Source organism: Lyngbya aestuarii BL J, from assembly GCF_000478195.2.
Taxonomy (GTDB): Bacteria; Cyanobacteriota; Cyanobacteriia; order Cyanobacteriales; family Microcoleaceae; genus Capilliphycus; species Capilliphycus aestuarii.
This window is the reverse complement of record NZ_AUZM01000001.1, coordinates 1-13,329: the sequence shown is the minus strand read 5'-3', so window position 1 is coordinate 13,329 and position 13,329 is coordinate 1. Positions and strand designations below refer to the sequence as shown.

Below are 13,329 nucleotides of genomic sequence, written 5' to 3'. Positions count from 1 at the left end.
TAACTAAACTTTTATAATTAAACGGTGATGACTTGTTTATAGAAGTTTTCCAACCCTTGAATGCCGTTTTTATCTTCATATAAGACTGATTTATTTTGCTGAATTTTGTGACAAACTTCTTCTCTGAAAAATCGATTTAATCCAAGTTTAACGGCTATTTTAATATATTCTTTTTCATTCTGTACAATTGTTTCTGTTACTCCGATTCGTTTGAGAATTCCCGCCGTTTGACGACTTCGCATCAACTCACCTTCACAGGTAACAATTGGAAGATTGCAAGCAATACTATCCAGTGTGGTTAAAAACCCTGTAAATTGAATTGTATCTAAACCAATATCAGCGATTAAGTTTAATTGTAAATAATCCGATTTTTCCAGTCGGGGTAAAATTGTACAGTAGTCTTCACTGTTTAAACTAAAGTCAGCAAAAGCTCGTTTTAATCGCTGTCTAAACTTTTCAGTAATTACCGAATTCCAGTGAGACACAAACACAAATTCAGCTAGAGGAACTTGTTTAGCGATTTCCACTAATATTTTATCATATTGAGGTAAATATTTAAACAAAGACTGACAAGAAAGATAAATTACTGTATCATTTTTGAGTCCAAAATTTGAACGAGTTTTTTCTAACTCTGGAATCTCGGGTTTTTCATAATAAATTCCTAAATTGGGTAAACGAATTAATGTTTCAGAATAATGTGTTTGTGCATTTTGGGGTTCGAGTAAATCTGGAGATATAAAATAATCAATTGTCGGTAAACCTGTTGTGACTGGATGTCCCCAAGCTGCACATTGAATAGAAGCCAGACGTAAACTCGCAATTTGTGTGGTCAGAGGACACATTCCCAAATCTAAAAAGACTAAAATATCGAGTTTATCTGCATATATTGTCTCAGCAATATCAATCAAATTTTCCTGGAATTCATAAAAATAATCACTATAATAACGATATAAATCTGTCAGTTCATCTGCTTCATTTACCGTATAATAACAATACAGTTCAAAGTCTTGAAAATTGCATTTTTTTAACCATCCTAAGAATACAATTCCCACTGTATGCCATTGAAAAAATGATGAAATATAACCAATTTTAATTTTATCATTCGGCTGATAAGATCGGCGATTTATGGGTTTTATCCATTGTGGAAAGCTTGTTTTTATGATTTGATGTAAAAATTTTCCATATTGTTTTTGTAGTTCTAAATCATTGTATCCTTGATATTGTAAATAAAAATTTGTATGAGTTGAAATTGCTGCTAATAAACGCTCTGAGTTGTTCGGTGAAGTTAAATCGGTTTCTGTAATTAATTGTGTGAGTAAATCAGAAAAACGCTGACGATATTGTTCAATTTCTGAAGTATTGTTATATAAAATCGGAAGTATTCGTTGATAAGTGAGTTTTAAGGAAAAATCATTAGGAAATGTTTCTAAAGCATTTTTCGCTATATTAATTGCTGCTTCGGTTTCTCCAATTTCTTGTAAAAGATTTATCCAAGCAAGATAAATTTCAATTAAACCTTCTGTTGAGTCTGATCTCTGTTCAACCGCTTGTTGATAGGTATGAATTGCTTGCGGATATTGTTCGATTTTTTGATAACAATCTGCTAACTTCAAATAAACGTCAATATCTTGAGTTTGAACTTTTAGAGACTCTTGATAAGATTGAATAGCCTCTGTATATTGGGCTTGATAATAGGCTGAATCTCCAAAATAAAATGCAGCTTGAGATGAGTTTTTAATAGCGGTAAAAGCAATCCCCAATTGATAGAGAATATGAGGATTTTGTGAATCCAACTTAAGTGCTTTTTTATAGATAATAATTGCATCCCCAATCTGCTGTTTTGCGATTAAAATATTACCTAAATCTAAATAAAAATCTGAATTGTTTGAATTGAGATCAATGGCTTTTATGTAGTAAGTTTCCGCTTGTTCAAATTCTCCAAGTTCTAGGTAAACTCTCCCTAACTGATGATAAGCATCACTCCAGTTTAGATCAAGAAAAATCGCTTGCTCGTAGGCAGAAATTGCTGCGGTAAAATCTTCTGTTGCTGCTAATCCTAAACCTAAATAATAATATTGAATTGCTGTGGATGAATCCAGTTCTAAAGCAGAATAAAAGGCATCGAGGGCTTCTGGATATCGTTCTTGACAATAATAAATCATCCCTAACTCTCGCCAAGCATCAGTGTGAGTATTTTCTAAGGCTAATATCTGTTGATATTTGTCCTCAGCCTCAGACCAATATCCAGCATCAGAGAAGGCATTAGCCTCAGTGTAGAGACGATCTAACATGGAGTTTTTGGCAGTGAGGGTAATTATAGTCTATCCGCGAAAACCATTTGGACGAGGGACTGGACGAGTCGTGGGGCGAGGGGCTGGACGGTTCCCACCGGGAGCAGGGCGAGTGGTTGGACGGTTCCCACCGGGAGCAGGGCGAGTTGTAGGGCGAGGGTTAGGACGATTAGCTTGAGCGTGGAGAGAACCAGAGGACGGCTTTTTAAGGGTTTCAGCCGTATTTTGACGAATTGTGCGATCGCTATTTTGCAAGGCTTCTGTGACGCTAGGAACCGCTTCTGCATTGATTTTTCCCAGAGCAAAAGCAGCTTTAGCCCGAACTTGCATTTGTTCATCATTCAAGGCTGCTGTTAAAGCCGGAACCGCAGCCTGTCCAATACGTTTAAGCGCGATCGCGGCTGAAATCTGCACCTCTTCGTTACTATCTTTGAGCGTCGTAATCAACTCAGGAACCGCAGAAGCGGCTTCTGGGCCAAGTATTCCCAAGCCAAACGCCGCACCCTGACGAACTTGAGGACTTTCATCGTTCAACGCTTGAGTTAAGTCAGCGATCGCAAATTTGAGAACCTCCCGAGATGTTGGCCCAATCTGTCGCAGCGCCACCGCCACATCCATCCGAACACTCTGATCTGCATCTTTCAAGGCTGAAAGTAAAGCTGGAACTGCTTCTGTAGCGTCGCCACCCATTGAACCCAAGGCGAAAGCTGCATTTTTACGAATGTTCACATCGGGATCATTCAAGGCTTCTACCAAAATGGGAATTGCCGGAGAGCCTATTTTTTTGAGGGTTTTGACGGCTAAAAGTCGGTTCTGTCGATTTTTGCTCAGTTGTTCAATTTGAGTCATGACTTCTGCGGTTGTCGTCGCTTGAGTTGCAACTTTTCCGATCAACAAAAAACCAACAGATAGACACAGCAAAGCCAATTTGGGCGAAGTCAATGATTTTTTAAAACTGTTCCAATCCATACCCGTTCGCCTCCTGATAGCGTGAGTTTTCTATCCTCATTTCAATTGTACTCGAAGATAGAGAGTTGATCTTCAATTATGCAACTCTATCAGGCAAATTGTGTGAGATAGACTGATGCGTTACTGTGTCGTTTTTTCTATCCGCTTCTCCGGCTATAGATTAAAATCGAAGCTATCATCGAAGATAAAATCAAGATCTAGAACTAGGCGATCAGGTAATGTTCCATCATCAATTAGCACTCCAAGAAAACGACCATCAGAAAGCTGTATTGCAATATCAAGATTATTGTCTCCGTTTGCATCAAAGTTTCGCTCTAGTGTCAAGGGATCAATTTCATTAAAAAGTCTACTAGGAACCGCGATTTTATCTCCGACCAAACGGTTATTTCCGCCTATAAATCCGTTAAAAATTGCATCAACATTCTGAAAATCTCGACTTGATTCTCCCGGATCAAAGATAAAGATATCATCTCCTTCACCGTTAATTAAATCATCAACTCCCCCATCACCATCGAGTATATCATTACCGCGATCGCCAAACAGGGTATCATTTCCTTCATCACCAAAGAGTTCATCATCATCTTGACCCCCATATATAGCATCTCCATCAAAGCCACCTTCAAGAATATCATCCCCTAAATTCCCAAAGATTTCATCTTGTCCAGAATTGGCAAAGATTCTATCTTCATCGGTTCCTCCAAAGAGAGTATCTCGGTTGACTCCTCCGCTCATTGTATCATTCCCTCGGTTGCCATTAGCCAGGACTGGATCATTAATATTTGGAGCTTGTAAACTATCGTTTCCTGCTAATAATAAAATTTCTGTATTTGAGGCTTGACCTGGAGAGAGAAAAATCGTATCTGCATCATCCGTTCCTCCTAAAATCGGAAATCCAAAAAAACCAACAAAACCGAGCGGGACTAATGTAAACGCCATTACTAATAATTCTCCAAATGATGTTGACTGATTGTAGTTAAAGCACAAAAATCGAGTTTAACACATCGTTCTCAAGGTTGATCAAGCTTAAGATGAAGTTATTTTACCTTTATTTTGATCTGAACTTATTGTTTTAGAACCAGATTGAAATCCCCTATTTTTATCCAATCTATCAAATTTTCGTATAATCCTTTGGGTATGGATATTAGATCGGAGGTTAATGAGAATTGAGTTGAATTGGGATACAACATTAGTGCTAAAATTACTCCAGTTCTTTGATAATTAGCAGATGAATTTGTTATTGTGTTAATCAGACTTTGAACAAATATTTGCTCAGATTCGGTTAGGGGTTCCGCTCTCAAGCTTTTATTTCTCAGTAAGATACGATAGACTATTTTAAAATAGCTTGAGGGTTTTGTCTGAAATTCTTCTGGAAGAAGTTGTTTGAGCCAGTATTCAGCAACTTCTCGTCTTAATTGACGTAAATTTTCTAAGAAAGTTCCCGAACTATAATCGGAGAAATATAGATAAAAATGATTTAAGTTAATCGTATAAATACACAAAGCGCGATCCCGAACGGATGAGGGTAAAAAATGATAAACTGGATGAGAATAAACTTTCTGATAAAATTTTAGATCTGTTGAAAGGTTTTCAGAAATGTTTTGATAGGTTTTTTGGTGGGTATGAAGTCGGAAATAGGACAGAACTTGATTAACAAATCCGACTTTATAGTTTCCCATGATTCGTAGCCAGAGATCCAGATCAACTAATTGATTGAGTTTAGGATCAAATCCTCCTATTTTTTCAAAGAATTCTCGACGAATTAAAACTGTACTCGGTTCTCCAATTTTGTTAATTGGATGTTTGAAAAGATGGGGATCTTTTAATAATTCTTCACCGCGTTGAATCGGTTTTAAACTTGACCAAGCTTGATGAATATTTTGAAACTCTTGATAAATCGAGATCAGATCGGAATCAGTTTCAGCAACTTCATCTACAAAACAGATCTCACGCGGAGAAAATACCAACCCAATTTCATTATCTTTTTCCGCTATTTTTACCAGTTCTGTGATACAATTAGGAGAGAGTAGGTCATCTTGAAATAAAAATTTAATATATTTTCCCTGAGCTTTAGAAAGAGCAAAATTACAGTTTTGAGCGAGTCCTAAAGGTTGGTGAGAAAAGAGCGAAATATCAATTGATGTTTTGTCTTGAAATGTCTTAATAATTGCAACAGTTTGGTCAGTCGAACCGTCGTCAGCAACAATAATTTCTAAGGTTGGATAAGTCTGAGATAAAATACTAGAAATGGCTTCAGCAATAAACCGATCACCGTTAAAAGTAGGAATACAAACACTAACTAAAGGATGTTTTTGAATCTCTTGTTTGTTTTGATTTTTAGGAACTCCTTGATCTAAAATAATTCTTTGATACAATAAAACTTTAGGAAAGTGAAAAAAATCCCAATTATTTTCAACTGCACTCAACCAAAACTTCCATTCAAATTCAGTCTGAGTCTGGATATTAACATCAAACCCCCCGCAGTCTTCCCAAACTTGTTTTCTAAAAAGTGAACTCAGATTAATAAAATTTTGACGGAGAAGCTGAACCTCTGAAAAATCAGGTAAAACTTGAATTTTATTGTTTTCTCCAAATAACTCAATATCTCCATAAATAACGCCAATATTAGGTTTATTCTCTAAAATGTCTACAGCATCACTGAGATAATTAGAGTTAATTTTGTTTTTAGCTAATAAAGGAAAAATATACTTTCCCAGGGCTTTTTTAATCGATAAATTTAGAACATTAGCCCGACTCAAATTATCATCAAATTGACAAATAATATAACCTTTACCACTAAAATAGCTTAAAAATTCTTCATCATCATAACTGAGAAAATGAGAAGTCGCAATTAGAACTTCATCAACAATATCGAGACAATCTTCTACCGTTGCGATTGTATCAAAGAGAAATTCCCATTGATCTTTTTCGCAAACAATAATTACAGATAGGTGAATTTCCGTTTGATCTAAATTCATTTTGACTTCTCAAAAATATTTACCTAAAAAGCTTTGATTTAATGAAAGATTTTGATCATCTTCTACCAATTAAACTACCAGGGAGAAACTCTTTTTGTATAAGGGCCTTTCCGTAAAGCATTTCCCAAAGCATTATTATTTTCTCGTAATCCTTCATAGAAGAAAAATACCTCTCCTTGTACCCCTCGATAACGATTATAATCAATCGCTTTTAAAAGTTCAGTTTCAGTCATCGTATAGGAGCCAATTTTGAGTAAAACTCCCGGAGATAATTTTGGAATTTGCCAATTTTTAAACTGAGTATCAACCAACTGATCCACCAAACCTTTATAACTCCAGAAGTTGCGACGATAAAGTTGAGGATGAATCATATCAACCAAATTTTGATCAATCCAGGCGATATAATCTTGCAAATATTCATTCAATCCCCATCGATAAGGACTCGGTGCCATCGATACCATAATATGAGGCTTAATCGCTTTCACTTCCTGATAAAGACGAGCTAAAAATCCCGTTAAAATATCAGCTCTCCACTGAAGCCATTGCTCATCTTTATGGTAAAGTGGAGGTCTACGACCATATTGTTGAATATAGCGTTCAACCGTTTTCAGATCATATCCTCCCTCAGAAGGCATCGCAGGCATTCGATCATCCCCTTGAATTCCATCAACGTCATAATTTCTGACGACCTCTAGAATTAAATTAAGGATGAAGTTTTGAACATCAAGATCAAAACCATTCATCCACTCAAAACCATTTTTTACCAAAAGATTTCCCTGAGCATCTATCGCTGCCCAATGAGGGTTTTTGCTCAAAATTCGCCCCCCTTTTTGTTGATAAGAACTGGCAAAACCATATTCAAACCAGGGAATCACTTTCAGACCCACTTGATGGGCTTCTTCAATCAATTCTCGTAACGGATCGCGTCCTTGTCCACGACTCACATAAAAATCAATTTCTACTCCAAACAATTGGCTCATCATTTGAGAGCGGTAAAGTGTGACTCCCTTATTCCAAACCACAGGAAACACCACGTTAAATCCTGTTTCCGCCAAAAACTGCATTGCCTCGGCGATAGTTTGTCGAGAATAAAGGACTTTACTATCAGTGTTTGTAATCCAGATCCCGCGAACTTCCATGTGACCTCCTGTGTGTCAACTGAACTTTATCTCTATTTTCCTTGATGATCCGGTAATGAATCCGACAAAATGATCAGAATGACTCATCAAGGGCGATTTTCTGATAACAAGCTCGTCCCTGCCCAGTTGATTTTTCAGTTATTATCTTTAACTAAGGGGCAATAATTTAAAAAGTGTATTGAGGTCAGCACTGTCCCAACTGAGAAAAGCTGACCCTGATTGGCAATCATCACCCCTGTCATCAGGGAAGATTCGTGACTGGGGTAACAGGATGCAGATTTTATGGGAGACCCAAACCACTCTAGGTTCGACCACACTCATCGAGAGATAGCACAACAGCGCTACTGTTTTGTGCTTAAGAAAATTCTGCCCGTTCAACCTCATTTCACTGGGACTAAACCCATTCCAACTTTTTCTAAAAATCAGAGTTTGATTCGCCTCACTATATTCGGTTTGCAACGGGTTTCATTGCTGCTGATTCATTCACAATCTTCACTGGAACTACCCAATTGGATTTCTTGGCAACAGTACATTCTTGTTGCTGGCGATACTAGCTGAACTCCCTGTGCTTGATAAATTGCAGGGATTAGACAGACGGCCAATCCCCCAGAATTAAACAGTCTTAGGTCAGTGAAATTTAATCTTGACCGACAGCGTTTAGTATCGTCGTCCTCCGTCCGATAGCTTGATTAAACTGTGAACTCAATGTTCACCCCCAATCCTAATTAATAAGTTCTCAATTGCGTTAATTGAGAATTTATCAGCGAACGATAGATTACAGTAAATTATTCATTTTGTATGAAGGCTAGTGAAATTTTCAGTGCGAATAAACTCTTAAGACGATATGCCAAAGGGGAACGTAGCTTTAGCGAAATCAACCTGATGGCAGCTCAATTAAATGCAGCAAATCTCAATCGAGTTAATCTCAGTTATGCGAATCTGACCGGAGCAAACTTAAGTAAAACTCGACTAATTTGTGCCAATTTGAGTGGAGCAGACCTGAGTCATGCGGACTTGAGTCAAGCCATTTTGATTGAAGCCAATTTAAGTGGAGCAAGTTTCACCCAAACTCTACTGGTTCAAGCTAACATGAGTGGCGCGCTTCTCAGTGGGAGTGTTCTGTCTCAAGCAGATCTGAGTGGGGCAAACTTAACAGGAGCCAGTTTAATCGGAACTTCTCTACTTAATGGCTCTAAACTGATAGAAGCAACTCTGATTGGGGCGACTCTCTCACGGGCGACTTTGAGCGCGATTGATCTCAGTGGAGTAAACCTTACCAGAGCGATTTTAAGTGAAAGCGAACTGGGTGGCGCGAACTTGAGTTCAGCTTGTCTGATTCGAGCTTATTTGAATCGCAGTAACCTCAGTGGTGCAAATCTGATGGGAGCCGATTTGAGTGAAGCGAGTTTACGCAATGCTAACTTATGTGTGGCAAACTTAACCCGAGCTAATTTACAAGGTGCTGATTTAGAAGGAGCCAATCTCAATGGAGCGCAATTGAGTGGAGCAAATTTAAAGAGTACCAATTTGAAAAATGCTAATCTGAATGGCTTGATTTTACATGAAGCTGACTTGAGACTAGCAGATTTGAGTCAAGCCAATCTACGAGGGGCAAACTTAACCGGAGCAAATTTGGCAGGTGCGAGTTTGCTAGAAGCGGACTTACGAGGAGCGAACTTGAGTCACGCTAATCTCAAAGGAGCGGGATTGCTCTTGACTTCTCTCAAAGGCGCGAATCTTAAAGGGGCAAATTTGTGTCAAGCGAATTTGATTGGTGCCAGTTTGAATCAAACCAGTTTAGATGAAGTGTTCCTAGAAGGGGCGATTTTGCCCAATGGTGCAACTTATGCTTAATAAAAAAAGAGATTAAGACGTTTTCATCAACTTCTATTCAGTTTTAAACTCACAGAGCCGCTGTTGGTTAGAGCTACTGACAGCGGTTTCAGTCGTCTTAACAATTTCTCTAAGAATTCCCTATTTCCTCGTGATCATTGATCTCAAATTTTTTGTGATACAGTAGTGAAGTTTAAGGTTTTGAACCCGATAGGATGGAGGTAAAACCGCGCAGAATGAAAAAATTGGGAACCCATCTGGTTATTGATGCTTGGCAGTGTCCCGCTGACTTACTGAACGATCCAGAACGCATTCGTCGAGCTGTACTCGATGCAATTACAGCCGGAGGAGCAACTTTGATAGATTTTTGTGTTCATCAGTTTAGTCCTCATGGTGTGACAGCAACCGCCACATTAGCCGAGTCTCATATTGCCATTCATACTTGGCCTGAATATGGTTACTTTGCTGCTGATGTCTTCTTCTGTGGAAGTGGAAATCCCCAACTTGCTCTGGAGTGTTTAGAAGTTGCTCTGCAAGCCAAACAGATTAAGCAACGAGAATTTCAACGCGGGTTTGAGCCAGAAATGAGTATCCCAGAAGATTCTCAAAGTAGGGAATCACTAGAGAGTTATTGGACTGAAACGACTGTTTGACAAGGGCAATATTATATTACGGCGAACTTCACGTCTAAACTCTTGTTCGCAAAAATTAGCCCGCTTCCTCAGAACCCAGTTATTGGGAAGTTGCTGAAAATTGATTCAAGTCATTTGAGAGCAAAAGATAGTCACCAATTCTCCCTCTATTAGAATATAGGGGGAGAATTCTCAAGTCTAACGTTGCTGTTGTTGCAAAAGTGGACGAAAAATCCAATATCCGGCTCCAAAAGCAACGATAATAATTAAGGCAATTGAGACGATCAACCAAAATCCATTCAACTCGACTCGTTGAGATTCTGAAGTTGGACTTCTGCGACCCTCTGGTTCTTCAGTAAACAGTTGATCCGGTATTTCTCGCTGAAAAGGAGGATTGTCCGGTAAATCAGAAGCAGGAGATTGAGGTGCGATTGGCGGATGATTGGTTTGGGTGTTGTTGTTCTTGTTCTGGGGTGAACTCCGAGTGACCGCCTTTGTCATCATCGGAAGTTCTACAAAGCTTGTAGGATTAGAAGAAGTCGTATTCTGCTGGCTGCTAAAGTGAGAAGTCTCTAGAGACGCATGACTCTGCTGTTTCTGTTGAGAGAGTTCAGGTTGGTTCGCCTTTTGAGCAGTATTGATTGCTTGCTGAAGTTGGATGGCTGCTTGCGTTAAATTTTCGAGTTCTCGACGCAGTTGCTGATTTTGTTGCACAAGCTGCTGATTTTGGGTTCTCAAAGAGTTGATAGAGGCTTTGGAGGTCTGTAACTCGGCTGTTACTTCTCGGTAGAGAGAAATTGGGACAGAGGGAGAATAGGCATTTGTTGTTTCTGATGAGTTCTGGCCAGAAACGTTAACATTTTGCATAGGACTTGAAGTTGAGTAAGAATGTTTAGGGTCTGACTCATGATCACCATCAACCAGAGCCAAGTTCACTTGCTATATTTTAGGGTAATTGTCATTAGAACAATCAGAAGATATTTCGTCAAGAAAGTTTAAGCCACAGCTTAGGTAAAATTTATTTAGTTTTTAGATTCACGACTTTAATCGTTATGAGTAACTTACCTGCCGAACAAGAACAAAATATTTTTCCGTCCTCCGAGCCAGAGAAACTGATGTATGGCGAACGCGAGATCCAGGAGGGACACTTAATTACTTTTCCGAACCCGCGCGTTGGACGTCGTTATGAGGTGAGTATTTCTTTACCTGAGTTTACCTGTAAGTGTCCTTTCTCGGGTTATCCCGATTTTGCCACGCTTCACCTGGCCTATGTCCCGAATCAGCGAGTCGTGGAGTTAAAGTCCTTGAAGCTCTACATCAATAGTTATCGCGATCGTTATATTTCTCACGAAGAGTCGATCAATCAAATCTTAGATGATTTTGTCGGAGCTTGTGATCCTTTAGAGGTGAAATTGGTAGGAGATTTTAACCCTCGGGGTAATGTTCATACTTGTATAGAAGTTCAACATCAACGTAGCGACTCATCATCCCAATAGCTTGAAATTTGGTCTTTTCTAACTAATTAGGCAGCTACGTCTAAATAGGCGGTAGAACATGATACAATTATAGACTGTGTTGAAATTAGACAAAATTCATGCCTAAACTGAAAACTCGTAAGTCAGCCGCTAGACGTTTTCGAGTCACTGGTAGCGGTAAGTTAGTGCGCCGTAAAGCCTACAAGAGTCACCTCTTACAGCATAAAAAATCATCTCGTAAAAGTCGTTTATCGAAAACCACAGAGGTTCACGAGCGGGATGCTGAAAATGTACGTTTGATGATGCCCTATCTCTAGGGAGTTTGAAGATATTTAATCAGTTAAGGGAAATGAACTATGACAAGGGTTAAGCGCGGTAACGTTGCCCGCAAGCGACGCAAAAAAATTCTCAAGCTTGCTAAAGGATTTCGGGGATGTCAGTCTACCAATTTTCGGATAGCAAATCAGCGGGTCATGCAAGCTTTGCGGAATTCCTATCGAGATCGTCGCAAGCGTAAGCGGGATTTCCGGAGATTGTGGATCACTCGTATTAATGCAGCCGCACGTCTACATGGGGTTAGCTATAGTCAACTCATCGGGAGTTTGAAAAAGGCGAATATCCAAATTAATCGTAAAATGCTGGCTCAGTTGGCTGTGATTGATCCGCAGGCTTTTAGCCAAGTGGTACAGCAAGCTGATCAAGTTCAAGCTTAATGAGTTGTGGTATAGCCTGGTAAATTGAGTAGAAGTACAACGAGAATTTAAGATGGGGAATGCAAGTTGAAGCGAAATCTTCAGCAGCACTCCTTTTCTGAGATTCTCATAATTACTCAAAGTGATGGATAGTCGTTTACCAGTTGTCTACCTGCTATTGTTAGTGGCTCTACTCTTTGGGGTAGGGTTTTTTGTGTTGCGTCAGATTTTTAAAACCCGCCGAGTTGAAGATCAACTGTCTCGATTGCAAAAAAAATTGAGCCAAGAGAAGGGTACGGCTCAGGAATATTATGAGTTAGGCTGCATCTATAACGATAAAAAGTTATACTCGCAGGCGATCGTAGTATTTCAAAAGGCTTTAAAGATATCAGATCAAGATCAGGAATCTCAAAATCTTGCTCTGGTCTACAATGCTTTGGGTTATGCCTACTTTGCCCAAGAACAATATGACATTGCGATTCGACAATACAAGGAAGCTTTGAAACTTGCTCCTGAGTACGTGACTGCCTACAACAATTTAGGTTATGCCTATGAGCGTAAAAAATTAACGGCTCAGGCATTGGAGGCTTATGAGCAAGCTTTACAGGGTGATCCTAAAAACGTGATTGCTAGGCAAAGAGCAGAGTCATTGCGTAAACGTTTGGGAATTCCTTCATCATCATCGGAATAGACTATTCTTGAATGAGGCTCGGGGACTGATGATCGGCTTGAGGATATCCCAGAAGGTTGCTCGGCTATGACTCAGGGAAATAACTGCCATACTCAATGACCAGATACCCGATTCCAGATCGGAGGGTGATTGTCAGAGTGTGGCTTATTTTTTTGATTAAACGACTCGGTTATGCGATTTAAAGTGTTCTATCAAGATCGGGACAACTCTAAAAAGTCGGTTGAAAGAGGATCAACTTAGTTATGCCCGACTTACAAAGTCTGTAACCCTCATTACACAAAGGGTTCAAAGATGATTGAAAAAAAGTTTAGAAAAAAGGTTGACAATCCCAGAACAGTCAGCTACATTAGTAAATGCGCTCGAGAAACAGACAACTGCTTCCAACGCGCCCGAACCTAGATAACAAAAGAGTTTGAAAGCCTAAGCACAGTTCCTTGAACATATTCTTTTGAGGACTTTTAGGAAACTAAGAGTCATCTAATTTACACAAAAAAGAAACTAGCCAGAGAGAAAAAGCGACTCATTATTAATATAGAGATATAGCAATAATGAGCAAGCTAACTCAACTCAAGTGGTGAAATCAACACGGAGAGTTTGATCCTGGCTCAGGATGAACGCTGGCGGTCTGCTTA

At 39.1% G+C, this 13,329-nt stretch carries 12 protein-coding genes; 6 read left to right on the top strand and 6 right to left on the bottom strand.

What is annotated here, in order from left to right; all coding sequences use genetic code 11:
• Window positions 1–17 precede the first annotated feature (17 nt).
• From M595_RS00055 to M595_RS00035, 5 genes are all read right to left on the bottom strand, one after another.
• A complete protein-coding gene (locus M595_RS00055) occupies window positions 18–2,291 on the bottom strand; it encodes a tetratricopeptide repeat protein (RefSeq protein ID WP_023063931.1) in 2,274 nt (757 codons plus the stop codon).
• A 30-nt stretch (window positions 2,292–2,321) separates the two neighbouring features.
• Window positions 2,322–3,260 (bottom strand): HEAT repeat domain-containing protein, encoded by a 939-nt coding sequence (locus M595_RS00050; RefSeq protein ID WP_023064011.1) that lies wholly within the window; start codon window positions 3,258–3,260, stop codon window positions 2,322–2,324.
• Between the two features lie 153 nt (window positions 3,261–3,413).
• On the bottom strand, window positions 3,414–4,196 hold the full coding sequence (locus M595_RS00045; protein ID WP_023063835.1) for a calcium-binding protein: 783 nt from the start codon (window positions 4,194–4,196) through the stop codon (window positions 3,414–3,416).
• 125 nt (window positions 4,197–4,321) lie between these two features.
• On the bottom strand, window positions 4,322–6,235 hold the full coding sequence (locus tag M595_RS28860; RefSeq protein WP_023064015.1) for a glycosyltransferase: 1,914 nt from the start codon (window positions 6,233–6,235) through the stop codon (window positions 4,322–4,324).
• A gap of 74 nt (window positions 6,236–6,309) precedes the next feature.
• A complete protein-coding gene (locus M595_RS00035; RefSeq protein ID WP_023063925.1) occupies window positions 6,310–7,374 on the bottom strand; it encodes a glycoside hydrolase family 10-like protein in 1,065 nt (354 codons plus the stop codon).
• 798 nt (window positions 7,375–8,172) lie between these two features.
• On the opposite strand from M595_RS00035, the gene M595_RS00030 reads away from it, so the two are divergent.
• The gene (locus M595_RS00030; protein WP_023063898.1) at window positions 8,173–9,228 is read left to right on the top strand and encodes a pentapeptide repeat-containing protein; all 1,056 of its coding nucleotides are present in this window, start codon (window positions 8,173–8,175) and stop codon (window positions 9,226–9,228) included.
• Between the two features lie 215 nt (window positions 9,229–9,443).
• Complete coding sequence (speD, locus tag M595_RS00025) at window positions 9,444–9,860, top strand: adenosylmethionine decarboxylase (RefSeq protein WP_023063860.1); 417 nt, start codon at window positions 9,444–9,446, stop codon at window positions 9,858–9,860.
• A gap of 177 nt (window positions 9,861–10,037) precedes the next feature.
• Here speD and M595_RS00020 read toward each other — a convergent pair whose 3' ends face one another.
• The gene (locus M595_RS00020; protein WP_023064026.1) at window positions 10,038–10,706 is read right to left on the bottom strand and encodes a hypothetical protein; all 669 of its coding nucleotides are present in this window, start codon (window positions 10,704–10,706) and stop codon (window positions 10,038–10,040) included.
• 185 nt (window positions 10,707–10,891) lie between these two features.
• Between M595_RS00020 and queF the strand changes: the two genes are divergently transcribed.
• The 4 genes from queF (at window position 10,892) to M595_RS00005 (ending at window position 12,697) form a co-directional block, all read left to right on the top strand.
• Window positions 10,892–11,335: a preQ(1) synthase gene (queF, locus tag M595_RS00015; protein WP_040483348.1), complete on the top strand. Its 444-nt coding sequence runs from the start codon at window positions 10,892–10,894 to the stop codon at window positions 11,333–11,335.
• A gap of 98 nt (window positions 11,336–11,433) precedes the next feature.
• On the top strand, window positions 11,434–11,631 hold the full coding sequence (rpmI, locus tag M595_RS28855) for a 50S ribosomal protein L35 (RefSeq protein WP_023063899.1): 198 nt from the start codon (window positions 11,434–11,436) through the stop codon (window positions 11,629–11,631).
• Between the two features lie 39 nt (window positions 11,632–11,670).
• A complete protein-coding gene (gene rplT / locus M595_RS00010; protein WP_023063923.1) occupies window positions 11,671–12,027 on the top strand; it encodes a 50S ribosomal protein L20 in 357 nt (118 codons plus the stop codon).
• Window positions 12,028–12,151: 124 nt separating this feature from the next.
• Window positions 12,152–12,697, top strand: a complete 546-nt coding sequence (locus M595_RS00005; protein WP_023063950.1) for a tetratricopeptide repeat protein — start codon at window positions 12,152–12,154, stop codon at window positions 12,695–12,697.
• The last annotated feature ends 632 nt before the right edge of the window (window positions 12,698–13,329 follow it).